This window comes from Achromobacter sp. (assembly GCF_050285585.1).
In the GTDB taxonomy this organism is placed as follows: Bacteria; Pseudomonadota; Gammaproteobacteria; order Burkholderiales; family Burkholderiaceae_B; genus Achromobacter.
This window is the reverse complement of record NZ_JBLZXF010000018.1, coordinates 15,225-38,865: the sequence shown is the minus strand read 5'-3', so window position 1 is coordinate 38,865 and position 23,641 is coordinate 15,225. Positions and strand designations below refer to the sequence as shown.

Below are 23,641 nucleotides of genomic sequence, written 5' to 3'. Positions count from 1 at the left end.
ACGGGCAGCCATTGCCCGCGCACCCACAGGAGTCATCATGCGTTATCCGATCATTCTGGCCGGCCTCCTGGCCACGGCCGCCCTGCCCACGGCCCAGGCGCAGGAAACCTTGAAGCTTGGCGCGCTGGTCACTTTGTCCGGAGCCGGGGCCGCCTGGGGACAGGGCATGAAGAACGCCGCCGAGGTGGCGGCCGATCAGGTCAACGAGGCCGGCGGGCTGGAGGTCGGCGGCAAGAAGTACCGCGTCCAGGTCGTCGCCTACGATGACAAGTACCAGGCCAACGAGGCGGTCACGGTGGCCAACCGGCTGGTGTTCGAGGACAAGGTCCGATACATCATCGGGCCGGTCGGATCCGCGCCGGTACTGGCCATCCAGCCCATGACCGAGAAGAACAAGGTCATCCTGCTGACGCTCGGGTTCACCGCCAAGGCGCTGTCGGCCGAAAAGCCCTATACGTTCCGTCCCAACGTGACCACCGCCGAAGTCTCGCAGCCGCAGATCGACTGGCTTGTGAAGGCGCAGGGCTTGAAAAAGGTGGGGGCGCTATTCCCCAACGACGAGACCGGACAGCAGATCGCGCTGGACCTGGAAGCCGCCTACAAGAAGGCGGGCGCCGCGCTATCGACGAAGGAATTCTTCGAGCGCGACCGGGTGGACTTCGTGCCCCTGCTGACCCGCATGATGGCGCGCGGCATCGACGCGATCGAGCTTGACGGAAACTCGCCCACCACGGCGGGCCTGATCGTCAAGCAGGCGCGCGAACTCGGGTTCGAGGGCCGCATCGTCCGCACCGGCGGGCCGGCCACGCAGGAGATCGTGAACGTGGCCGGTAAGCAGGCGACGGAAGGCATGTTCGTTCACACGCCGATCGACCCGGACCTGCCCGCGACCAAGGCCTACGCCGAGCGCTACGCGGCCAAGTACAAGCACCCGATGAACGGATTCAGCCCGGCTTTCTACGACGGGACGCTCATGCTGTTCGAGGCGATGCGGCGCGCCGGCACCGTCGAGGACACCGAGCGCGTGCGCGCCGAGATGGAGAAGCTCGACGGCTTCGAGGGATCGATGGGCAAGCTCAGCTGGACCGGCCGGGCCATGTACGGCATCGATCACCAGCTCAATGCGCCGTTCTATGTGGCCGAGGTCAAGGACGGCCGCGAGGCGATCCGCGCGCGCTGCACCGTCGAGGGGTGCCGCTGAGGCGGCGAGGGGGCGATGTGGATTGGAGCATTCTGACGGCGCAGGCCACGATCAACGGCCTGATCGTGGGGCTGTTGTACCTGCTGATGGCGGTAGGGTTCACGCTGGTATTCGGCGTGATGAGGATGGTGAACTTCGCGCACGGCGAGTTCTACATGCTCGGCGCGTTCGGCGCCTATTTCCTGACGACCCAGGCGGGCCTGTCCTTTCTGCCGGCGGTGGCGTTGACCTTCGTCCTGGCCGTGGCGGGCGGCGCGATCCTGGAATGGGGAGTGCTCAAGCCATTCCGGCGCGACGAGCTCAACGGCATGATCGCGACCATCGGCCTGGCGATGATCCTGCAGAACGTCGCCCTGATGTTCTTCGGCCCCGATCCGTTGTCCATGCCGGCGGTGGCGCAGGGCACCGCGCGGTTGGGGAAGGTCGTCATTCCCCTCTCGCGCATCTACGTGGTGGTGTTCGCCTTGCTGGCCTTGGCCATGCTCTACGGATTCCTGCGATTTTCCCGCCCCGGCCGCGCGCTGAGGGCGGTGGTGGAGGATTTCGAGATCGCGGCCATACAGGGTATCCGTTCCCGCATCTACTACCCGCTGGGGTTCGGCCTGGGCGTCGGGCTCGCCGCCGTCGCCGGCGCCTTGATGGCGCCGCTGTTCTCGGTCTCTCCGTTCGTCGGCGCCACGCCGCTGCTCAAGGCATTCATCGTCGTGATCCTGGGCGGACTGGGCAGCATTCCCGGCGCGGCGGTAGCGGGACTGGCGCTCGGACTGGCCGAGAGCTACGGCAGCCTGATGTTTGAAAGCAGCACGGCGGACATGCTGATTTTCGCCATTGTGATCGTGATGCTGGTCGTGCGGCCCAAGGGCTTGCTGGGCCGGGGGGAGGCGTAGGCCATGACCGTACTTTCGCTTGAATCCAGCCCGGCGCGGACCGCGCCGTTGCGCTGGCTGTTATGGGCCGTGCTTGCCGCAGCCGCGGCTGCGCCCTGGTTCGCGGGGCCCTTCGTCCAGCACCTGGCGGTGCTGACCTGTCTCAATGTGCTGATCGTCAATGGCCTGGCGCTGATCGCGCGCTGCGGCCAGCTGTCGCTGGGCCACGCCGCCTTCGTCGCGGTGGGCGCCTATGGCTCGGTGCTGGCGGGGCGGCACCTGGGGCTGGGATTCCTGCCCGCGGCGCTGGTCGGCATCGTGTCGACGGCATTGGTCGCGCTGGCGCTGGGCGCGGTGATCCTGCGCCTGAAGGGCGTGTACTTCGTGCTGGTCACGTTCGCGTTCGGGGAACTCCTCAGGCTGATTCTTCTCGACGGCGCCTCCTGGTCCGGCGGGGCCAATGGCATCGCGGGCATCGAACCCGCCTCGCTGGCCGGGCTGGTGTTCGACTCGCGGGCCCGCTTTTATGGGCTGGCGCTGGCCGTCGCGCTGGGTTCCGTCGCCTTGCTGGGCGCGCTGGCCCGGCGGCCGTTCGGCCATGCGATCGATGCGGTGGCCGAGAATCCGGCATTGGCGGAATCCACCGGCCTGAGCGTGCGCCGCATCCAGCTGTGCGCGTTCGTGGGCGGCTGCGCGCTGGCCGCCGCGGGCGGCGCGCTGCAGGCGCGCTACGTGGGCTATGTGTCGCCGGAATCGTTCAACGCCAGCATCTCCATCGGTTTCATCATCATGCTGGTCATCGGGGGGCGGCGTTCGGTGTGGGGAGGGCTGGTCGGCGCGATGGTGCTCACGCCGCTGCCCGAACTGTTCCGGGGCGCGGTGCAGACCCAGCACATTTTCTATGGCGCCGCCCTGATCCTCATCCTGCGCTTCCTGCCGGCAGGCCTGGCGGGCCTGCCCGGCCCCTGGCAAGCCCGTCGCGGCAAGGAGTCCCAATGAATCAGTCCCTATTGCAGGTCGAGGGCCTGTCTCGCAGCTTCGGCGGCCTGGCGGCCTTGCGCGGCTTGAGCTTCTCGGTCGCCGAAGGCGAGATCGTCGGGCTGATCGGCCCGAACGGAGCGGGCAAGACCACGGCGTTCAACGTCATCAGCGGCACCATGCCGCCCAGCGCCGGCCGGGTGCGCTTCGACGGCCACGACATATCGGGCGGTCCTCCCAGCCGCGTAGTGGTCCGGGGGCTGGCGCGCACGTTCCAGTCCACCTCGACCTATCCGGAGGCCACGGTCGCCGAGAACATCCGGCGCGGCATGTTGTCGCGCATCCGGCATTCGTGGCTGCGCCGGCTTGCGGGGCGCAGCCACGATCTGCTGGACGGCGCGCAGGTCGCGCAGGAGGTCGACCGCCTGCTGGGCCTGCTGGACCTCCATGCCTGGCGAGACTCGCCGGCGGGCTCCCTGGCCTATGGCCTGCAGAAGAAGCTGGGGATCGCGGTGGCGCTTGCCTGCCGTCCCCGGATGCTGCTGCTGGACGAGCCGGCCGCCGGGCTGAACCACGAAGAGTGCAACGAGCTGGGCCGCCTGCTGCGCAGATTGCAATCGGAGGAGGGCCTGACGATGCTTCTGGTGGAGCACCACATGGCGCTGGTCATGGAGCTGTGCCATCGCATCGTCGTCTTGGTGCAGGGGGAGAAAATCGCCGAGGGCGAGCCGCAGGCCATACGGGAGAACCCCGCCGTCGTCGAAGCCTATCTGGGAGCGCCCGATTATGTCCATGCTTGAAGTCCAGGATCTGAATGTGCGCTACGGCCGGCTGGAGGCCGTCCGTGGAGTCAGTTTTTCGGTGGAGCAGGGCCAGATCGTGGCCCTGGTCGGCTCCAACGGCGCCGGCAAGAGTTCCACCTTGAAGGCGCTGATCGGACTGGCGCCGGTGGCGGCCGGCAGGATCCTCCTGGACGGGCGCGACATCGCCAGCCAGGGATCCGCCGCCCGAGTCGCCGGCGGCTTGTCGCTCTCTCCCGAGGGGCGCCGGCTGTTCGGCCGCATGACGGTGCGAGACAACCTGCTGGCCGGCGCCCACGCGGTGCGCCAGCGTTCGGGCGTGCGCAGCAGGCTGGACGAGATCTACGCGTTGTTTCCGCGGGTCCACGAACGCCGGGCCCAGTTGGCGGGATCGCTGTCGGGAGGCGAGCAGCAGATGGTCGCCATCGGGCGCGCGATGATGGCGCAGCCGCGCCTGCTGATGCTCGACGAACCCTCGCTCGGCATTGCGCCGAAGATCGTTGCGGAAATCGCGGGCGCGATCGAGCGCATCAACCGCGACAGCGGCATCGCCATCGTGCTGGTGGAGCAGAATGCGCGGCTTGCGCTGCGTCTGGCCCACCAGGCATACGCGTTCGAGCATGGCGAGGTCGTGCGCAGCGGCACCGGGGCCGATCTGCTGGCGGACCCTTTCGTGCAGAAAGCCTATCTGGGAGTTTGACCGTGAGTGATCGAAAGCCGGAGGCAGCGCCCGAATACGAGGTCTACGCCATCCGCTATGCGCGGATGCCGCGGCGGCGGCGTGACAACTTTCTCGGCGGGGATCCGCATGACGGCGATATGCCGATGGACTTCTTCGTATGGCTGTTGCGCGGACCCGAAGGCATCGTTCTGGTCGACACCGGCTTCAATGCCGATATGGCGCGCAGGCGCCGCCGCGAGCTGATCCAATGCCCCATCGAAGCGCTGGCGCCCCTGGGCGTGCGCCCGGAGGACGTGCAGCACGTGGTGTTGACGCACCTGCACTACGATCATGCGGGCAACCTCGACCGCCTGCCGCGGGCGCGCTTCCACGTGCAGGACGCCGAGATGGAGTACGCCACGGGCCGCTGCATGTGCTTCGAACCGTTGCGGCACGCCTATGCCGTCGAGGACGTGGTTGCGCTGGTCACCCGCGTCTACGAAGACCGGGTCGTGTTCCATGACGGGGATTCGGCGCTTCTGCCGGGCATCGAATTGCTGAAGATCGGCGGCCACACCAAGGGCCTGCAGGCCGTGCGCGTGCGGACGGCGAGGGGGTGGGTGGTGCTGGCGTCGGACGCCAGCCATTATTACGAGAACATGGGGGCGGGCCGCCCCTTTCCCATCGTATACAACACGGCCGAGATGATCTCGGGATACGCCCGGCTGGTCGGCGCGGCGCAATCCGAGGAGCACGTCGTGCCCGGCCACGATCCGGAAGTGCTGGCGCGCTATCCGCGCTGGCGGGACTCGCCGCACGTGGCGGCGCTGCACCTGCCGCCCCGGGAAAGCTGATCCCGGAGCGGCGCGGGCTCGATCAGCGGCGGCCGGTGCTTTCCGCGTACTCCATGTACAGCTTGTGCGCGCGGCGCGCCATCGGGCCGTACTCCAGGGCGCGGTCTTCGACCCGGTTCACGTGCACGACCTTGCCGTAGTTGCCGGACGAGAAGACTTCGTCGGCGGCTTCGATGTCGGCCCGGGTGAGGCTGCGTTCCTGCACGTCGACGCCGTCGGCCTTCAGCAGGGCCAGCACGCGGCGGCGCGTGATGCCGTTCAGGAAAGTGCCGTTGTCCGCCGGCGTGGACACCACGCCGTCCTTGGCGATCCAGAGGTTGCTGGTGGCGAATTCGGCGATGTTGCCGGCGCCGTCCAGCATGATGGCATTGTCGAAGCCCTTCTCCGCCGCCTCGCGGATGGCGCGCTGGCCGTTGGGATACAGGCAGGACGCCTTGGCGTCCGTGGGCGCCATGTTGGGCCAGGACCGCGCGAAGCTGGAGAAGCAGGCGGAAAAGCCCTGGTCGCCGGGCATGGGGACCTTGAACACGTGCAGCACGAACTGCGTCTTGTCGGCGTCAGGCAGCAGGAAGCCGTCGGCGCAGTAGAACATCGGCTTGATGTAGAGCTCGGTGCCCGGCGGGAACTTGGCGACGGCCTGCAGGCACAGAGATTGGATCTCTTCCCAGCCGATCTGGGGCTTCATCAGCATCTTCTCGGCGGAGCGCACCACGCGCTGGCAGTGCAGGTCCAGGTCGGGCGTCAGGCCGCGGAACGCGCGGGCGCCGTCGAAGACCATGCTGGCCATCCAGAAGGCGTGGTCGGCGGGGCCGAGCAGTTTGGGGTTTTCAGTGGTCCAGCGACCGTCGTGCCAGTACAGGGCGTCCATGGTTGTCTTCCTTCGCTTGTATGGGGTGGCGCGTCAGCCGCGCCGAAACGTCAGGATACATGAGCCCGGCCCCACGGCCAGCCGCAGCGGTCTCATTCCTTCGCAAGCGCCGCCTGCACGCGCGTCGCGGCATCGGCGGGCATCCACTGCCGCCAGACTTCGCCGTACTGCCTGAGGAAATAGCGGGCTGCGTCCTCGGGCTCCTTGCCTTCGTTCTCCAGCCAGCCCAGTGTCGCGTCGATGGCGTCCTCCGGCACGGTCAGCCTCGTGAAGAACTCGGCCAGCCGCGGCGCGTCCTTGGCGAAACCGGCGTTCAGGCCGGTCACCACCGGGTTGGGCTTGAACTCGGTGGCCACGGGGCGGGCGCATTTCGGGTCGGTCATGCAGGTGTAGGCCTGCTGGTCGAAGGGGGGCAGCTCCAGCTTGACCAGGTCCAGCGCGCCCACCAGCGAGGTGGGCGTCCAGTAGTAGAAGACGATGTCGCGCTTGCGCTTGTACGCGGAGACGATGGCGGCTTTCTGCGCGGCGCCCGAGCCGGGCGCGAAGAGCGAGTAGTCCCGGTCCAGGCCCAGGGCGCGCAGCAGGTTCTCGTTCAGCGTGCCGCAGGCCCATCCGGCGGGGCAGCCGTAGATGCGGCCGCGCCCCGGATCCTCGGGGTCGGCGAATACGTCCTTGAAGCGCGTCAGATCGGACGCGGCCTTCAGGTCGGGGTGGCGCTCCACGGTGTAGCGCGGCACGTACCAGCCTTCGCCGGCATCGTAGACGTGGCCTACGCCTAGCACCCGGCCGCTGGCGAGCGCCTTCTTCCATGCGCCTTCGATCTGTCCGGGCCAGACTTCGGGCGTGACGTCCACGTCTCCGCGTTGCAGCGCGGCCAGCATGGGCAGCGTCTCGCCGATCTCGACCGAGGTCTTGCAGCCATAGCCATGTTCGAGCACGTAGCGTTCGATGCCCGCCAGCACCAGGTTGGATTCCCAGTTCAGGCCGCTGAAGCGCACCGGGCGGTCGACTTCGCAGACGGGAGAGGGCGACGAGGAGGTTTGCGCCGCCGCAGTGGACGGCGCGGCCGCGGCCAACGCCAGGGCGCAAACGGCGGAGGCGATGTGCAAGTTGCGCATGGTCAGGCACCTGTCTGGTTGGGTGGTTCCATTGTACGGGGCCGCAGGAGCGGGGCAGAAATGCAAACGGGGCCGCAAGTTGCGGCCCCGTCTGTCATTGCGAGACGTCTTCCTAGGCGCGCGCGGCGCGGCGCCGGTCGATGAACGCGCCGATTTCGCCCACGATGCCGCGGCGGAACGCCAGCACGCAGATCACGAAGATTAGGCCGATGACGATCGTGACCGATTCGCCGAGCCGCAGGAACCAGTCCACGCCAGTCACGCTGGCCAGCATCTGGCCGAAGTCGCCCACCTTGTTTTCGAGCAGCACCACGATGAAGGCGCCCAGGATGGGGCCGGTCAGGGTGCCCAGGCCGCCGATCAGCGTCATGAGGATCACCAGGCCGGACATCTGCCAGGTGGCATCCGACAGCGTGGCGGAGACGAACACCAGCGTCTTGGTGGCGCCGGCCAGCCCGGCGATGGCGGCCGACAGCACGAAGGCGAGCAGCTTGAAGCGGTCGACGTCATAGCCCAGCGAGATGGCGCGGGGCTCGTTCTCGCGCAGAGCCTGCAGCACCTGTCCGAAAGGCGAGTGCACCGTGCGCCAGATGATGAAATAGCCCAGGGCGAAAATGCCCATCACCACGTAGTACAGATTCAGGTCCTTGGACAGGTCGACCAGGCCCAGCAGGGAGCCGCGGGGCACGCTTTGCAGGCCGTCTTCGCCGCCGGTGAAATGGGCCTGCAGGAAGAAGAAGAACACCATCTGCGCCAGGGCCAGGGTGATCATGGCGAAGTAGATGCCGCTGCGCCGGATGGCGAGCGCGCCCATGGCCAGGCCCAGCAGCGCCGCCACGGCCACCCCGAAGAGCAGGCCGATCTCGGTGGGGAAGCCCCAGACCTTCATGGCATGCCCGGCCGCGTAGGCCGCGCTGCCCAGGAAGGCCGCATGGCCGAACGACAGGAGTCCGGTGAAGCCCAGCAGGAGGTTGAACGCGCAGGCGAACAGGGCATAACACATGACCTTCATGGCGAAGATCGGATACACCCCGACGAAGGGAAGAATGGCCACCACGATGGCCAGCGCCGCATAGCCCAGGAATTGACGATTCATTTTTCTTTTCCGAACAGCCCGGCCGGGCGGATCAACAGAACGATGGCCATGATGATGAAGACAACCGTGCTGGAGGCTTCGGGCCAGAACACCTTGGTCAGGCCTTCGATGACGCCCAGGCCCAGCCCGGTGACGATGGCGCCCAGGATGGAGCCCATGCCTCCGATCACGACGACCGCGAACACGACGATGATGAGGTTGGAGCCCATCAACGGGGAAATCTGCAGGACGGGCGCGGCAAGCACGCCCGCGAAGCCCGCCAGCGCCACGCCGAAACCATAGGTCAGCGTGATCATGCGCGGCACGTTCACGCCGAAGGCCTCGACCAGCTTCGGGTTTTCGGTGCCCGCGCGCAGCAGCGCGCCAAGCCGGGTGCGCTCGATGACGAACCAGGTGGCCAGGCACACCACGATGGAGGCCGCCACGACCCAGCCGCGGTAGTTCGGCAGGATCATGAAGCCCAGGTTGGTCGCGCCGCGCAGGGCGTCGGGCGTGGGATAGGGCTGGCCCGACACGCCGTAGAAGCTGCGGAACAGCCCCTCGATGAGCAGCGTGAGCCCGAAGGTCAGCAGCAGGCCATACAGATGGTCGAGCTTGTACAGGTGCTTGAGCAGGAGCTTTTCGATGATGATGCCGAACAGCCCGACGACCAGCGGCGCCAGGATCAGCATGATCCAGTAGTTCAACCCGAGGTACGACAGGCCCATCCATGCGATGAACGCGCCCAGCATGTAGAGCGCGCCGTGCGCGAAGTTGATGACGTTCAGCAGCCCGAAGATGACGGCCAGCCCGAGCGACAGCATGGCGTAGAAGGAGCCGTTGACCAGGCCTAGCAATAGCTGGCCGAACAAGGCCTGTATGGGGATGCCGAAAAAGTCAGTCATCTTGTGAAAATCCTGCGCTTACGGAGGGGGGCGAGCGATTCGGGACGCTGCCCGGCGGGTGGCCGGGCAGCGTCGGGGACACGGGGGCTGGATTACTTCTTGACCAGCTTGCAGGTGGACTCGGACAACTTGGTGTAGACCTCGTCGCCGGGCAGCGTCGCCACGACCTTGTAGTAATCCCACGGTCCCTTGGACTCGGCGGGGGTCTTCACCTGCATCAGGTACATGTCATGGATCATGCGGCCGTCTTCGCGCACATAGCCGCCCTGGGCGAAGAAGTCGTTGACCTTGTTCGATTTCATCCACTTCATCACGGCATCGCCATCATCCGTGCCCGTGGCCTTCACGGCGTTCAGGAAGAACGTGGCCGCCGAGTAGTCGCCAGCCTGCAGCATGGAGGGCTTGCGGCCGACCTTGGCCTCGAACTTCTTGGACCAGGCGCGCGAGGCGTCGGATTGATCCCAGTACCAACCGTCGGTCAGGTACATGCCCTGCGTGGCCTGCAGGCCCAGCGAGTGCACGTCGTTGATGAACACCAGCAGGCCGGCCATCTTCATCGTCTTGGTCACGCCGAATTCGTTGGCGGCCTTGATCGAGTTGATGGTGTCGCCGCCGGCGTTGGCCAGGCCCAGGATCTGCGCCTTGGAAGCCTGGGCCTGCAGCAGGAAGGAGGAGAAGTCCGACGCGCCCAGCGGCGCGCGCACCTGGCCCTTGACCTCGCCGCCGGCGGCCTTCACCACGGCGATCGTGTCGCGCTCCAGGGCATGGCCAAAGGCGTAGTCGGCGGTCAGGAAGAACCAGCTCTTGCCGCCGTCCTTCACCACCGCGGAACCGGTGCCGCGCGCCAGCGCCACGGTATCGTAGGCGTAGTGGACGGTGTAGGGCGAGCATTGCGCGTTGGTCAGGTCGGATGCGCCCGCGCCCACCGCGATGAACGGCTTTTTCTTTTCGGCGGCGACCGCGGCCATGGCCAGGCTGGTCGCCGAGTTGGTGCCGGCGACGATGACGTCGACCTTTTGCTGGTCGAACCATTCGCGCGCGCGGGCGGAGGCCACGTCGGCCTTGTTCTGGTGGTCTGCCGACACGACTTCGATCTTCTTGCCGTTGATGGCGCCGCCGGCGTCTTCGATCGCCATGCGGATCGCGTCCAGACCAGCCTTGCCGTCGATGTCGGAATACACGCCCGACATGTCAGTGATGAAGCCGATGCGGATGACATCGTCGGAGATACCTTGCGCGTGGGCGGTTGCCCCAGCAAATCCCAGGCCCGCCAAGGCCAGTGCAGCAGTGATAGTGTGCAGCTTCATGGGATGACTCCTCTTCCCTACGGTGTTGTGTTGCCGGGATTCCGGCGGATGACAGGTTTGTTACACGCCCAGCAATTCGTTGAGCGTGTCCTGTTTTTCTGAAAGTTCTGCGGCTTCGAAGTGTTCGACGATCTGGCCGTGCTCCATGACGTAGAAGCGATCGGCCAGCGGCGCGGCGAAGCGGAAGTTCTGCTCCACCATGACGATGGTGTAGCCGCGCTGCTTGAGTGCCGTGATCATGCGCGCAAGCGCTTGCACGATGACGGGCGCGAGGCCTTCGGAAATCTCGTCGAGCAGCAGCAGATTGGCGCCGGTGCGCAGGATGCGCGCGACGGCCAGCATCTGCTGTTCGCCTCCCGACAGGCGCGTGCCGGGCGAGTTCCGGCGCTCCTGGAGGTTGGGGAACATGTCGTAGATCTCGGCCAGCGACATGCCGCCGCCCAGCGAACCGACGACGGGAGGCAGCAGCAGGTTTTCTTCGCAGGACAGGCTGGCGAAGATGCCGCGTTCCTCGGGGCAGTAGCCCACGCCCAGGTGGGCGATCTTGTAGGTGGGCAGGTCGATGGCTTCGGTGCCGTGGATGCGTACCGAGCCCTTGCGCGATCCCGTCAGGCCCAGGATGGCCCGCAGCGTGGTGGTGCGCCCTGCGCCGTTGCGCCCGAGCAGCGTGACCACTTCTCCCTGTCCGACGCGCATGTCCACGCCGTGCAGGATATGCGATTCCCCGTACCAGGCCTCGAGGCCCGAAATTTCCAGCGCGGGGGTGCTCATGCGTGTGCTCCTTGAAGTTCGCCCTCGGTGGTGCCCATGTAGGCCTGCATCACTGCCGGATGGCGGGAGACTTCGGCGTAGGATCCTTCGGCCAGCACCGAGCCGCGCGCCAGCACGGTGATGGTGTCGGCGATGGAGGACACGACATTCATGTTGTGTTCGACCATGAGGATGGTCCGGCCGGCGCTGACCCGCTTGATCAGTTGCGTGACGCGATCCACGTCTTCGTGGCCCATGCCCTGGGTGGGTTCGTCCAGCAGCATCAGCTCGGGCTCCATCGCCAGCGTGGTGGCGATCTCGAGCGCGCGCTTGCGGCCGTACGGCAGGTTGACGGTGGTCTCGTCGGCGAAGGCGCCAAGGTCCACCTGGTCGAGCAGGGCGCGCGCGGGTTCGTTCAGCGATGCGAGCTGCCTGTCGCTGCTCCAGAATTTGAACGACAGGCCCGTCTTGCGCTGCAGGCCGATGCGCACGTTCTCGAGCACGGACAGGTGAGGAAACACCGCCGAGATCTGGAACGAACGGATGATGCCGCGCCGCGCGATCTGCGCGGGCCGTTCACCGGTGATGTCGATGCCGTTGAACTTGATGCTTCCCGAAGTGGGGGGTAGAAACTTGGTAAGGAGGTTGAAGCATGTGGTCTTGCCCGCGCCGTTAGGCCCGATCAAGGCATGAATCTCGCCTCGCTTGATACGCAAATCGACCCCATTGACCGCGACGAAACCGCGGAATTCCTTCGTGAGGCCTTTTGTCTCCAGGATCGTGTCGTCCATGTTCGCTGCACCAGCGTTGTATTTATTGGTCTGCACCTGCCGTTATCGCGCCAGGCCCCGCGGGGTTCGGAATGCCTGCGGGGTATCGCAGTTTTCCGAAGAGTTGCCGGCGAGTATGCGCACCTATTTATCAAAATTCCATGAGGGTTTGTCATAGGTTTTGCAGTGCGGAAAGGGCAATTGTCGGCAGGCCGACAATGCTTGCGCGGCAGGGGAAGAATGCCTTTCCAGAATGGAAATGCATCGCAGCAATTAGGCGTTGATCGTCATCAACGCGTCACAACTTTTTGCGGGAGGGAAAACCCGGTTTTTCCCTGCGCCGTTGCGGGTGGCGCGCCATGGCGCGCGCGGGTCAGGCGGGAGTTTTCTGCTTGAATTCGCAGAGGTCGGAAATGCCGCACTGGGGGCATTTCGGCTTGCGGGCCACGCAGACATAGCGGCCCAGCAGAATCAGCCAATGATGCGCGTCCTGCATATATTCGCGGGGCACGAACTTTTCGAGTTTCCGTTCGACTTCCAGCACGTTCTTGCCCGGCGCGATTCCCGTGCGGTTGGAGACGCGGAAGATGTGCGTGTCCACGGCCATCGTGGGCTGGCCGAACGCGGTGTTGAGCACCACGTTGGCCGTCTTGCGGCCCACGCCGGGCAAGGCTTCCAGCGCCTCGCGGGTCTGCGGCACTTCGCCGCCGTGCTGCTCGAGCAGGATCTTGCAGGTGGCGATGGCGTTCTTCGCCTTGGTGCGGAAGAGCCCGATGGTCTTGATGTAGTCCGCCAGGCCTTCCTCGCCCAGCGCCAGCAGCCCTTCCGGCGTGCCATGATCCGGGAAGAATTTGCGCGTGGCGATATTGACCGATTTGTCGGTGGCCTGGGCCGACAGCAGCACCGCGATCAGCAGCTGGAACGGGGTGTCGTATTCCAGTTCCGTGGTGGGGTGGGGATTGGCTGCTTGCAGGCGGGCGAAGATTTCTTGTCGTTTGGCGGCGTTCATGGCTGCGTGGCGTTGCGGCGGGCCCGGGCGCGAGCCAGCGCGGATTCGATGGCGGAGCGCTTGCGCTCCTCGTTGCCGGCGTCGGCGGCCGGAGCGGCGGGTTCCGCGGGCGCTTCGGGCGCCATCAGGCGCGCGTTGTCGGCGGCCAGGCGCGCCGTCCGCGCCAGGTGTGCGCGATGGCGCTCGCGGCTGACGGCGGCGTCCTGCGCGCGCCAGGCGCGCCCCGCCGGCACCATCTCGATGCAATCCACCGGACAGGGCGCCACGCACAGGTCGCAGCCGGTGCACCAGTCGTCCAGCACGGTGTGCATATGCTTGTTGGCGCCAACGATGGCGTCCACCGGACAGGCCTGGATGCACAGCGTACAGCCGATGCAATGCGATTCGTCGATGCGGGCCACCCGCAGCGGGCCGGGTTCGCCGCGGTCCGTGTCCAACGGCAGGGCGGGAACGCCGAGCAGGGCGGACAATGCGGCGATGCCTTCCTCGCCGCCGGGCGGGCAGCGGTTGATCGGGGCGGTGGCGCCGGCGATGGCGTCGGCGTAGGGCCGGCAGCCGTCGTATCCGCACTTGGTGCATTGCGTCTGGGGCAGCAAGGCATCGATGCGGTCGGCAAGAGTGCGACAGGACATGATAGGAAACAGAGAACCGTAGGATGGGTGGAGCGCGAGAGTTCTTAAGGCAAGAACACGAATGCCCAACGCGCGTAACCCATGCGGCCGTGGGCAGACCGTGCCCGGCTCCGGCCGGAAAACAGTCTATTGCGACAGCATGGGTTACGCGCGCTGGAGGCCTGGGATCTTGCGAGAAGAATCTCGCGCTTCACCCATCCTACGCAGATTGCCGGATGAATTCGGCAATTTTAGGACAGATCATTTCGCGCCAGCGCCGGCCCGAGAAAATCCCGTAATGGCCGCAGCCGGGCGCCGTGTAATGCATCTTGCGATCGGCCGGGATGTTCTTGCACAGCTTGATGGCGGCGCGCGTCTGGCCTTGCCCCGAAATATCGTCCAGTTCGCCCTCGATGGTGAAGAGGGCGACTTTCTTGATGTCGGCGGGGCGCACCAGCTTGCCTTCGACTTCCCAGGTGCCGTTGGGCAGCTGGAACTCCTGGAACACCATGCGGATCGTGTCCAGGTAGAACTCGGCCGGCATGTCCAGCACGGCGTTGTACTCGTCGTAGAAGCGGCGATGCGCCTCCGCGTCGCTGTCATCTCCGCGCAGCAGGTCCAGGTAGAAGTCGTAGTGCGACTTCATGTGGCGGTCGGGGTTCATGGCCATGAACCCGGCGTGCTGCAGGAAGCCCGGGTAGACCTTGCGGCCGGAGCCCGGATAGCGCGGCGGCACGGGATGGATGACCTGGTTCTCGAACCACGAATAGGGCTTGGTCGTGGCCAGGCGGTTCACCTGCGTGGGCGACTGGCGCGGGTCGATGGGGCCGCCCATCATCACCATGCTGCGCGGCTGGCAGGGATCGTTGGCGGACGCCATCAGGGAAACGGCGGCCAGCACCGGCACCGTGGGCTGGCAGACGGACATGACGTGGACGTCCGGGCCCAGGTGACGGATGAAATCCTGCACGTAGCGCACGTAGTCGTTCAGGTGGAACGGGCCGGCGGACAGCGGCACCATGCGGGCGTCGATCCAGTCCGTCACGTAGACGTCATGGGCGGGCAGCAGGGCGCGCACCGTGTCGCGCAGCAGGGTGGCGTGGTGGCCAGACAGCGGGGCGACCAGCAGGATCTTGGGGTCGCCGCGCCGCGCGTGGCGGATGTCTCGATGGAAGTGCACCAGGCGGCAGAACGGCTTGTCCATCGCCACGGCTTCGGTGACGCGGACGGTCTTGCCGTCGATCTGGGTGGTGGGAAGGTTCCAGGCCGGCTTCTGGTATTCCTTGCCGATGCGCGTCATCAGCTCGTACCCCGCGGCCATCTGGCGCGAGATCGGGGTGTAGGCGAGAGGGCTGTAGGGGCTGGAAAACAGCTGGGAGCCGGCGTCCGTAAATGCAGCGAACGGAGTCAGGAAGGCGCGCTGCATTTCGTGCAATTGATACAGCATTTGGGAAAAGTCCTTCTGGGTCGTGCGTGTGTCCCGATTATTGCCCCCAGGACTAACGATATTTCCAAACAGCCTGAAGAAACGCCGTCAAAAAAGGCAAATATGTTGCTAAAAAACGACCCAATATCCGTTTAGGCACCAGTTTAGGGCGCTTTTTATGCCTTGCAGCGATACCAAATGGCGGATTTATGCACTACGCCGGACGGCGCGGGATCACCAGTAGTTCTCGACCGCCAGATTGCCCGGGATGCCCCGGCGGCCCGGCTTGAAGCCGCGTTCGCCCAGCAGCTTGCGGGCGTCCGCCAGCATGGCCGGATTGCCGCAGAGCATGACCTTGGCATGTTCGGGATCCAGGGGCTGCCCGGCCAATTGCTCCAGGCGGCCGTCGGCGATCAGCGTGGTGAGGCGTTCCTGCGGCATGCCCGGCAGCGGCTCACGCGTGGCGATGGGCAGGTAGATGAGCTTTTGCGGATCCGCGGCGAACATCTCGGCCAGGCCGGGCTGTTCGCGCCACGATTCGATCTCTTCGCGGTAGGCCAGTTCCGCCGCGGTGCGCACGCCATGCACCAGCACGATGCGGCGGTAGGCGCGCCAGACGGCGGGGTCGCGCAGGATGGAAAGATAGGCCGACAGGCCTGTGCCGGACGCCAGCAGCCACAGGTCGCCGCCGGGGGCGAAGCGCTCCAGCGTCAGGAAGCCGTAGGGAGCCTTTTCCACATACAGCGAGTCCCCGGGTTGCAGCCTGGCCATGCGCGGGCTGAACAGCCCTTCGGGGACCACGATGGAATAGAACTCCAGCCAAGGCTCGTGCGGGGCCGAAACCATGGAGTAGGCGCGCCACAGCGTGGGGGTGTCGTCGGAGGAGCCCGCTTCCGGCAGGCCGACACGCGCGAACTGGCCGGGCAGGAAGGTATACGCGTCGTCGCGCGTCACGCGCACGGAGAACAGCTTGTCCGGCACCCAGGTATGGACGTGGGTTACGGTTTGGCGCGTGTATTTGGAGTCGTCGGTCATCGGGGCATCGCGCGATGCCGGCCGCCAGGCGGGGCCGGCGTTCGCCGATTTATCTTTCCAGGTATTGCAGCTTGTCCTGCTTGCCGTTCCAGTCGTCGGCGTCGGGCAGCGGCTTTTTGGCACGGCTGATGCTGGCGAACTCCGGCGAGAGTTCCGCATTCAGGGCGATGAAGTTCATTTGGTCCTGAGGAACGTCTTCCTCGGCGTAGATCGCATTGGCCGGGCATTCCGGGATGCAGACCGCGCAATCGATGCATTCGTCGGGATCGATCACGAGGAAGTTCGGACCCTCACGAAAACAGTCCACCGGGCACACGTCTACGCAGTCGGTGTACTTGCACTTAATACAGTTTTCAGTGACAACGTGGGTCATTCAGGAACTCCGGGATTCGGCGGCTTTAATCTTGTTGCATCGATTTTACCCAATGCCGCGCGGATGTGCCGGTAATACCCGTATTGACATCGTGGCCCTTCGCCCCTAGCGGCGCGCGCTCTATGCTATGGTGTCGCGAAACGAAACGCGCAATCATGATAATTACCTCGCTGCTCGACACCGATCTGTATAAATTCAGCATGATGCAGGTGGTTTTGCATCAGTTCCCCGCTGCCCAGGTCGAGTACCGTTACAAATGCCGTACCCCCGGGGTGGACTTGCGTCCCTATCTGGACGAAATCCGCGAGGAAGTGCACCAGCTGTGCCAGCTGCGGTTCACCGAAGACGAACTTAAATATCTCGGCGGCTTGCGCTTTATCAAAAGCGACTTCGTTGATTTCCTCGAGCTGTTCCACATGCCCGAGCGCTGCATCCATATCGGCGAGGGCGAGGCGCCCGGCGAAATCAGCATCGAGGTCAAGGGGCCGTGGCTGCACACGATTCTTTTCGAGATTCCGGTGCTGGCCATCGTCAACGAGGTCTATTTCCGCAATACGCGCAAGAGTCCGGACTGGGAGGAAGGCCGCAAGCGCCTGCAATCCAAGATGCACCTGGTGCTGGACGATCCCGCGCTGGCGGACTTCCGCGTGGCCGAATACGGCACGCGCCGCCGCTTCTCCAAGGTCTGGCACGAAGAGATCGTGTCCACCATGAAGGCGCAGATGGGCCCGCATTTCGCCGGCACCAGCAACGTGCTGCTCGCCAAGCAGCACGAGGTGCTGCCGCTGGGCACGATGGGCCATGAGTACCTGCAGGCCTGCCAGGCGCTGGGTCCGCGCCTGCGCGATTCGCAAGTGTTCGCGCTGGAGGTCTGGGCCAAGGAATACCGCGGCGACCTGGGCATCGCGCTGTCCGACGTCTATGGCATGGACGCCTTCCTGCGCGATTTCGACATGTATTTCTGCAAGCTGTTCGACGGCGCGCGGCATGACTCCGGCGATCCTTTCGTCTGGGGCGAACGCCTGCTCGAGCACTATCGCAAGAACCGCGTGGATCCGCGGGCCAAGACGCTGGTGTTCTCGGATTCGCTGACGTTCCCGCGCGCCATCGAGCTGGCGCGCCAGTTCTCCGGCCGCTGCAAGGTGTCTTTCGGCATCGGCACCAACCTGACCAACGACCTAGGCCATGAGCCCCTGCAGATCGTCATGAAAATGGTCCGCTGCAACGGACAGCCCGTGGCCAAGGTATCGGATGCGCCGGAAAAGACCATGTGCGACGATCCCGCGTACCTGGCCTACCTGCGCCAAGTCTTCCAGTTGCCCCCCGCCTGAGGGCGGCTCGGGGTAAATTGCGGGTTTCCTGCATTGTTTCACCCAACCCACTCGATCCTAGGGGAATATTCATGAGCAGCATCAAGCGCTTCCACGTCGACAAGCGCCTGTCGGACATGGCCGTGTACAACGGCGTCGCGTACCTGGCGGGCCAGGTGCCGGACGATGCCACGCTGGACATCACCGGCCAGACCGAGCAAGTGCTCGCGACGATCGACCGCCTGCTGGCCGAAGCCGGCACCGACAAGACCAAGATCCTGATGGCCCAGATCTACGTGGCCAACATGAAGGAATTCGACGGCATGAACAAGGCATGGGACGCCTGGGTCGCCGCAGGCAATTCGCCTCCGCGCGCCACGGTCGAAGCCCGCCTCGCCAATCCCGACTACAAGGTCGAGATCGTCGTCACGGCCGCCCTGTAATCCCGGGCTCCCGGCCCCCGGGGAAGGGCGACGCATGGCGCGGCGCTCATCCTCAGAGGGGGCAGGCGCCCGCCGGGGGCTCTTCCGGGCGCCATGCCGTCCGCCCGCCCCCCTCACGCTCACTGCCCCAGCAGCAGCGTTCCCGCCAGCAGCCCCCCCAACTCCTCGCATTTTTCCAGTTCCGCTTGCGCCACCGTCTTGGGCGCCAGGATCTGCTGCGCCGTCTGCGCGCCCATATTGACGATGAGCGGCGGGGACACGGCGTTCAGGCGCCATCCGGTGCATATGCGTTCGGCCTGCCGGGCCGCGCCCGTGCCGTCGCTGCCGGCGCTGATCGCGCAGGCGTAGGGCAGCCCCTGTATCCGGTCCAGCACGGCGTAGTAGTTGCGGTCGAAGAACTCCTTCATTTCGCCGCTCAGCCCCGCCAGGTTTTCGGGGGCGCAGAACAGATAGCCGTGGCTGGCGAGCAGCTCGCCGGCTTCCGCGTCCGAGGCGCGCCGCAGCACGACGCGCAGATCGCTCTCCTGTTCGAGCAGGGCGGCCGCGGAGCGCGCGCCGCGGGCCGCGGCTTCGGCCATCTGGCGCGCGGCGCCGGTGCGGGAATGCCAGACGATCAGCAGCTGTTTCATGCGTAGCGTTCCAGGGGGTCCTGCCGATAGTAGGCCTTCAGCAGTTCGTACCATTGGGGCAGCGCCTGCTGCATGGGATAGGGGTCCACGAAGAAGTGCTCCGAGCTCACCGCGAAGAATTCGGCTTCGTCGGTGGCGGCGTATGGGTCCATCGGCAGCTGGCCATACCAGGCGTCCGCTTCCTCGCTTTCCGGGTCGATGTGCGGCGGGATGGCGGCCTCCACCGCGTCCAGGGCGGCGACGAACCGGTCCAGGCTTTCGTCCAGCACGCGGCGCCAGGTCCGGGCATTCAGTGCGGGATGGGCCGCCAGCGACGGCATCCCGTCCGCGAACCCCGAGCGCAGGTCCAGCTTGTGGGCGAATTCGTGGATGACCACGTTGAAGCCGCCGCCGGAAAGCTGCGCGTCCTCCCAGGACAGGACCAGCGGGCCGCCGTCCCAGGCCTCGCCGGCGGCGTCCTCGATGTACTCGTGCACCACGCCGTCCTCGTCCTGGCGGGAGCGCGGGATGCGGAAGCTGGCCGGATACACGATGATTTCGTCCCAGCCCTCGTACAGTTCCGGCGTCAGGTTCAGGATGGGCAGGCTGGCCTGGGCCGCGATGGACAGGCGCATGAAGTCGGAGACCTCCAGTCCTTGAGCGCCATTGATGTTCTTGCTTGCCAGCAGCCAGGCCGAACGGGCCAGCAATTGGCCGGCCTCGTCGGTGTCCAGCACCGCCAGGAACGGGTGGGCGTCCAGCACCTGCCGCCACAGTTCGGACGAGATGCGGGACTGCATTTCGGCCACCGCGGACGGGCGGGCGCCACGCCCCTTCAGCCAGCGCAACATAAGCTCGGGTTCCTTCCATATGCCGCGGTCCGCGGCGTCTTTCGATGTCAACTGACGCTAGTGTAGAGTGTCGGAATCTCAACCCGAATCGCTTACGTCCGTCATGTCCGCCCCGCCTGTTCTCGACGCGCCTTCGCCCTTCGACGCCGCCTGGCGCCAAGAGGTAGGGGCTGGCCTGGATGCCGGCGGCCTGGCGTTGATCGATCAGGCCGTTGCTTGGGCCGAGCCCCGGTTCGAAGGGCAGCACGCGCTGACCGGCGAACCCCTGGCCGGGCATGGCGCGGGCGTGGTCCGCGTGCTGGCGGCCCTGCATACCGATGCCGCGACGCGGGCGGCCGCCTTGCTGGCCGCGCTGCCCACCGATCTGATGGCGCCCGCGCCGTCCCTGCGCAACGATCCGGTCGCGGCCGCCTTCGGCGCCGAGGTCGCGCGGCTGGTGCATGGCACCCGGGCCTTGCTCCGGTTGGGCGTGGTGGCCCGGCAGGCCAGCGACGCCGAGGCCGAAAGCGGTTCGCAGAAGGAAATGCAGCGCAAGATGCTGCTGGCCATGGCGGCCGATCTGCGCATCGTGCTGATGCGGCTGGCGTCCCGCCTGCGCAGCCTGCGCTGGCACGCCGAGAGCAAGGCGCCATGTTCCACCGCCTTCGCCCGGGAAACCCTGGACCTCTACGCGCCTCTGGCCAACCGTCTGGGCATCTGGCAGATCAAATGGGAAATGGAGGACCTGGCCTTCCGTTTCCTGGAGCCGGAGAAGTACAAGCAGATCGCCCGCCTGCTCGAGGAAAAGCGGGTGGAGCGCGAGGCCTTCATTGCCGGCGCCATCGAGCGCCTGCAGGCGGCGCTGGCCAAGAGCGGCGTCGAGGCCGAGGTCAGCGGCCGGCCCAAGCACATCTACAGCATCTGGAACAAGATGCGCGTGAAAGGCCTGGATTTTTCCCAGATGTACGATCTGCGCGCGCTGCGGGTCATCGTGGACGACGTGCGCGCCTGTTACACCGCGCTGGGCATGGTGCACGAGATGTGGACGCCGATCTCCGAGGAGTTCGACGACTACATCTCCCGGCCCAAGCCCAACGGCTACCGCTCCCTGCACACCGTCGTGACCGACGATGACGGACGTCCGTTCGAAGTGCAGATCCGCACCCGCGAGATGCACCAGTTCGCCGAGTACGGCATGGCCGCGCACTGGCGCTACAAGGAAGCGGGGGCCAAGGGCGGCCAGGTGGCGGCCTCCAGCGAGTACGACCGCCAATTGGCGTGGATGCGCCAGCTGCTGGCCTGGAACACCGATGTCGAGGGCGGCGGCGAGCCCGCCAAGCCGGCCGCCGGCAAGCCTGCTACGGGCAAGGGCCGCAACGCGGCCGCGGCGCCCGCGCACACCGACGAGCGCATCTACGTGCTGACGCCGCAGGCGCGCGTGATCGAGCTGCCGGCAGGCGCGACGCCGGTCGACTTCGCCTATCACCTGCATACCGACCTGGGCCACCGCTGCCGCGGCGCCCGCGTCGACGGGCAGATGGTGCCGCTGCAGACCCGGCTGTCCACCGGCCAGACCGTGGAGATCATCTCCGCCAAGTCCGGAGGGCCGTCGCGCGACTGGCTCAATCCCCAGCTGGGCTTTCTCGCCAGCCCACGGGCCCGCGCCAAGGTGCGCATGTGGTTCAACGCGATCGAGCTCCAGCAGCGCATCACCCAGGGCCAGGCGCTGGTGGAAAAGGAATTGCAGCGCCTGGGCAAGACCGCCGTCAACCTGGAGCAGCTGGCGCAAAACCTGGGCTTCGCGCGCGCCGACGACCTGTACGTGGCGGCCGCCAAGGAAGAGTTCAGCCTGCGGCAGATCGATACGCTGTTCCAGCAGCCGGCTCCCGCCGCCGAGCCGCAGCCGGCCGCGCTGCGCAACGCCAGCGCCGGCAGCGCGGAAAAGAGCGGCAAGAGCGGCGTGCTGGTGGTGGGCGTGGGGTCGCTCCTGACCCAGCTGGCGCGCTGCTGCCGCCCGGCGCCGCCGGACTCCATCGCAGGGTTCGTCACGCGGGGGCGCGGCGTGTCCATCCACCGCAGCGATTGCCACAGCTATCAAGCCTTGGCCGCGCGCGAGCCCGAACGCGTCATCGAAGTGGCGTGGGGCGAGACCTCCGACACGTTCTATCCGGTGGATATCAGCGTGCGCGCGCACGACCGTTCCGGCCTGCTGCGGGACCTGTCCGAAGTCTTTGCCCGGCTGCGCCTGAACGTGGTGGGCGTGAACACGCAGAGCAAGCAGTCGCTCGCCCATATGGTGTTCACGGTGGAGGTGCGGGGCGGCGAATCCCTGTCGCGCGCCCTGGACGCGCTGGCCGAAGTGCCGGGCGTGTCGTCGGCGGCGCGCCGCTGACCCCCCGCGGCGCGCGGGGGGGGGGGCCGGGCTCAGTCGTCCAGCTTGTCGTGCGCGCGCTCGCGCATGTAGAACGAGGCGATCAGGCCCAGCGCGACGCCGAACATGACGTAGTAGGCGGGCGCCATCGGCGAGCCGGTAGTCTTGATCAGCCAGGTTACGATGAACTGGGCGAAGCCGCCGAAGATCATCACGGCCACGTTGTAGGCCAGGGACAGGCCCACCGAGCGCACCCGCGCCGGGAACAGCTCCGCCATCACGGTGCTGAACACGCCGAAGAAGGCCGAGACGAACAGGCAGACGACGACCTGCACCGTCAGCAGGCGGCCGATGGAGGGGGCGTCGGACAGCCAGTAGTACAGCGGGTACAGCACGAGCAGATAGCCGATCAGCGAGCCGATCACGATGGGGCGGCGGCCCAGGCGGTCCGACCAGGCGCCCATGAAGGGCGTCAGCAGTACCATCAGCGCTGCGCCGGCCATCTGCACCAGGAAGGTCTGGTTCAGCGGCAGTTTCAGGATCTGCGTGGAGTACGTCACCAGGTACGTGAAGGTGATGTAGATGGAGACGGTCGCGGTCACGACCAGGCCCACGCCGATCAGCGTTTCGCGCGTATGCGTCTTCAGCATCTGGCCCAGGCTCAGGCGTTGCACGTCGCCGCGCGCGGCCGCCTGGCGCTCTTCTTCCTTGATCTGCTTGAAGGCGTCGGTTTCGTCGATGTTGCGGCGGATGTAGATGGCGATCGGCACGATGACCAGGCCGAAGGCGAAGGGCAGGCGCCATGCCCAGTCGGCGATCTGCTGCGGCGTGAAGAACTCGGTGATGAGGGTGCCGCAGGCGGCGCCGATCAGGAGCGCCAGCATCTGGCCGGCCATCTGCCATGAACCATAGAATCCGCGCCTGCCGTTGGGCGCCATCTCGATCAGCAGCGCCGTGGAGGTGCCGAATTCGCCGCCTGCCGAAAAGCCCTGCAGCAGGCGCGCGATGAGGATGAAGATCGGGGCCAGGATGCCGGCGGCGTGATAGGTGGGGGCGACGGTGATCAGGGCGATGGACACGGCCATGAGCGACGTGACCATCACCATGGCGGCCTTGCGGCCCTTTTTGTCGCCGTACAGGCCCAGGATGATGCCGCCGACCGGGCGCATGAAGAAGCCGACGCCGAAGATGGCGGTGGTCATCAGGATGGCGTTCAGCTCGCTGCCGGGCACGCTGGGGTCGGTGGGGAAGAAGAGCTTCGAGATGATCGGCGTCATGAACGCGAACACCAGGAAGTCATACCATTCGAGGGCATTGCCGATTACTGCCGCCACGATGTTGCGCGTGGGAACTGCCTTGTGCTGCACGGTTTCTCCTTGGGGGTGTTTGGTCGATTCGGCCGACATTCTAGGCGCTTCGCCGGATCCGGGGCCTGTCCGGCCGTCCGAGACGCGGGCGCCGCCTGGCTTTAC

24 protein-coding genes are annotated in these 23,641 nt (G+C 66.2%); 9 read left to right on the top strand and 15 right to left on the bottom strand.

All coding sequences use genetic code 11. From position 1 onward, the window contains the following. Nucleotides 1-37: 37 nt before the first annotated feature. The 6 genes from ACN6PJ_RS20915 (at nt 38) to ACN6PJ_RS20890 (ending at nt 5,360) form a co-directional block, all read left to right on the top strand. Nucleotides 38-1,201 (top strand): ABC transporter substrate-binding protein, encoded by a 1,164-nt coding sequence (locus tag ACN6PJ_RS20915; protein WP_427997724.1) that lies wholly within the window; start codon nt 38-40, stop codon nt 1,199-1,201. A gap of 17 nt (nt 1,202-1,218) precedes the next feature. Then, complete coding sequence (locus ACN6PJ_RS20910; protein ID WP_427997723.1) at nt 1,219-2,088, top strand: branched-chain amino acid ABC transporter permease; 870 nt, start codon at nt 1,219-1,221, stop codon at nt 2,086-2,088. A gap of 3 nt (nt 2,089-2,091) precedes the next feature. After that, a complete protein-coding gene (locus tag ACN6PJ_RS20905) occupies nt 2,092-3,066 on the top strand; it encodes a branched-chain amino acid ABC transporter permease (RefSeq protein WP_427997722.1) in 975 nt (324 codons plus the stop codon). Beyond that, complete coding sequence (locus ACN6PJ_RS20900; RefSeq protein WP_427997720.1) at nt 3,063-3,845, top strand: ABC transporter ATP-binding protein; 783 nt, start codon at nt 3,063-3,065, stop codon at nt 3,843-3,845. The genes ACN6PJ_RS20905 and ACN6PJ_RS20900 overlap by 4 nt, the downstream gene beginning before the upstream one ends. Then, on the top strand, nt 3,832-4,545 hold the full coding sequence (locus ACN6PJ_RS20895; RefSeq protein WP_427997719.1) for an ABC transporter ATP-binding protein: 714 nt from the start codon (nt 3,832-3,834) through the stop codon (nt 4,543-4,545). The genes ACN6PJ_RS20900 and ACN6PJ_RS20895 overlap by 14 nt, the downstream gene beginning before the upstream one ends. A gap of 65 nt (nt 4,546-4,610) precedes the next feature. Next, entirely contained in the window at nt 4,611-5,360 is a 750-nt protein-coding gene (locus ACN6PJ_RS20890) for an N-acyl homoserine lactonase family protein (RefSeq protein ID WP_427997777.1), read from the top strand. 22 nt (nt 5,361-5,382) lie between these two features. On the opposite strand, the gene ACN6PJ_RS20885 is transcribed toward ACN6PJ_RS20890, so the two are convergent. The 12 genes from ACN6PJ_RS20885 to fdxA all read right to left on the bottom strand — a co-directional run bounded on the left by ACN6PJ_RS20885 (nt 5,383) and on the right by fdxA (nt 16,607). After that, nucleotides 5,383-6,228: a branched-chain amino acid aminotransferase gene (locus tag ACN6PJ_RS20885; RefSeq protein ID WP_427997718.1), complete on the bottom strand. Its 846-nt coding sequence runs from the start codon at nt 6,226-6,228 to the stop codon at nt 5,383-5,385. 92 nt (nt 6,229-6,320) lie between these two features. Then, nucleotides 6,321-7,346 carry an ABC transporter substrate-binding protein gene (locus tag ACN6PJ_RS20880; RefSeq protein WP_427997717.1) on the bottom strand — a complete coding sequence of 342 codons (1,026 nt, stop codon included), beginning with the start codon at nt 7,344-7,346 and terminating at the stop codon, nt 6,321-6,323. A 112-nt stretch (nt 7,347-7,458) separates the two neighbouring features. Beyond that, on the bottom strand, nt 7,459-8,442 hold the full coding sequence (locus tag ACN6PJ_RS20875) for a branched-chain amino acid ABC transporter permease (RefSeq protein ID WP_427997716.1): 984 nt from the start codon (nt 8,440-8,442) through the stop codon (nt 7,459-7,461). After that, nucleotides 8,439-9,326 (bottom strand): branched-chain amino acid ABC transporter permease, encoded by an 888-nt coding sequence (locus tag ACN6PJ_RS20870; RefSeq protein WP_043543349.1) that lies wholly within the window; start codon nt 9,324-9,326, stop codon nt 8,439-8,441. The genes ACN6PJ_RS20875 and ACN6PJ_RS20870 overlap by 4 nt, the downstream gene beginning before the upstream one ends. A 92-nt stretch (nt 9,327-9,418) precedes the next feature. Then, on the bottom strand, nt 9,419-10,633 hold the full coding sequence (locus ACN6PJ_RS20865) for an ABC transporter substrate-binding protein (protein WP_427997715.1): 1,215 nt from the start codon (nt 10,631-10,633) through the stop codon (nt 9,419-9,421). Between the two features lie 60 nt (nt 10,634-10,693). Beyond that, nucleotides 10,694-11,404: an ABC transporter ATP-binding protein gene (locus ACN6PJ_RS20860; protein ID WP_043543347.1), complete on the bottom strand. Its 711-nt coding sequence runs from the start codon at nt 11,402-11,404 to the stop codon at nt 10,694-10,696. Then, complete coding sequence (locus ACN6PJ_RS20855) at nt 11,401-12,174, bottom strand: ABC transporter ATP-binding protein (RefSeq protein ID WP_427997714.1); 774 nt, start codon at nt 12,172-12,174, stop codon at nt 11,401-11,403. Before ACN6PJ_RS20855 ends, ACN6PJ_RS20860 begins: the two co-directional genes overlap by 4 nt. Before the next feature lie 352 nt (nt 12,175-12,526). Continuing rightward, complete coding sequence (gene nth, locus ACN6PJ_RS20850) at nt 12,527-13,162, bottom strand: endonuclease III (RefSeq protein WP_427997713.1); 636 nt, start codon at nt 13,160-13,162, stop codon at nt 12,527-12,529. Continuing rightward, nucleotides 13,159-13,794 (bottom strand): electron transport complex subunit RsxB, encoded by a 636-nt coding sequence (gene rsxB / locus ACN6PJ_RS20845; protein ID WP_427997712.1) that lies wholly within the window; start codon nt 13,792-13,794, stop codon nt 13,159-13,161. Before rsxB ends, nth begins: the two co-directional genes overlap by 4 nt. A 199-nt stretch (nt 13,795-13,993) precedes the next feature. Further along, nucleotides 13,994-15,220 (bottom strand): polyhydroxyalkanoate depolymerase, encoded by a 1,227-nt coding sequence (locus ACN6PJ_RS20840; protein ID WP_427997711.1) that lies wholly within the window; start codon nt 15,218-15,220, stop codon nt 13,994-13,996. Nucleotides 15,221-15,433: 213 nt separating this feature from the next. Beyond that, on the bottom strand, nt 15,434-16,234 hold the full coding sequence (locus ACN6PJ_RS20835) for a ferredoxin--NADP reductase (protein WP_427997710.1): 801 nt from the start codon (nt 16,232-16,234) through the stop codon (nt 15,434-15,436). Between the two features lie 49 nt (nt 16,235-16,283). After that, the gene (gene fdxA, locus ACN6PJ_RS20830; RefSeq protein WP_062679504.1) at nt 16,284-16,607 is read right to left on the bottom strand and encodes a ferredoxin FdxA; all 324 of its coding nucleotides are present in this window, start codon (nt 16,605-16,607) and stop codon (nt 16,284-16,286) included. 155 nt (nt 16,608-16,762) lie between these two features. Between fdxA and pncB the strand changes: the two genes are divergently transcribed. Continuing rightward, a complete protein-coding gene (pncB, locus tag ACN6PJ_RS20825) occupies nt 16,763-17,938 on the top strand; it encodes a nicotinate phosphoribosyltransferase (RefSeq protein WP_427997709.1) in 1,176 nt (391 codons plus the stop codon). A gap of 71 nt (nt 17,939-18,009) precedes the next feature. After that, entirely contained in the window at nt 18,010-18,360 is a 351-nt protein-coding gene (locus ACN6PJ_RS20820) for a RidA family protein (protein WP_427997708.1), read from the top strand. Between the two features lie 119 nt (nt 18,361-18,479). Here ACN6PJ_RS20820 and ACN6PJ_RS20815 read toward each other — a convergent pair whose 3' ends face one another. Next, nucleotides 18,480-18,989, bottom strand: coding sequence for a flavodoxin family protein (locus ACN6PJ_RS20815; protein WP_427997707.1), 510 nt, complete (start codon nt 18,987-18,989; stop codon nt 18,480-18,482). Continuing rightward, nucleotides 18,986-19,819 carry a zinc-dependent peptidase gene (locus tag ACN6PJ_RS20810; RefSeq protein WP_427997706.1) on the bottom strand — a complete coding sequence of 278 codons (834 nt, stop codon included), beginning with the start codon at nt 19,817-19,819 and terminating at the stop codon, nt 18,986-18,988. The genes ACN6PJ_RS20815 and ACN6PJ_RS20810 overlap by 4 nt, the downstream gene beginning before the upstream one ends. A 103-nt stretch (nt 19,820-19,922) precedes the next feature. On the opposite strand from ACN6PJ_RS20810, the gene ACN6PJ_RS20805 reads away from it, so the two are divergent. After that, nucleotides 19,923-22,190 (top strand): RelA/SpoT family protein, encoded by a 2,268-nt coding sequence (locus tag ACN6PJ_RS20805; protein ID WP_427997705.1) that lies wholly within the window; start codon nt 19,923-19,925, stop codon nt 22,188-22,190. 32 nt (nt 22,191-22,222) lie between these two features. Here the strand turns inward: ACN6PJ_RS20805 and ACN6PJ_RS20800 are convergent, their stop codons facing one another. Continuing rightward, nucleotides 22,223-23,536, bottom strand: coding sequence for an MFS transporter (locus ACN6PJ_RS20800; RefSeq protein WP_427997704.1), 1,314 nt, complete (start codon nt 23,534-23,536; stop codon nt 22,223-22,225). Nucleotides 23,537-23,641 lie beyond the last annotated feature (105 nt).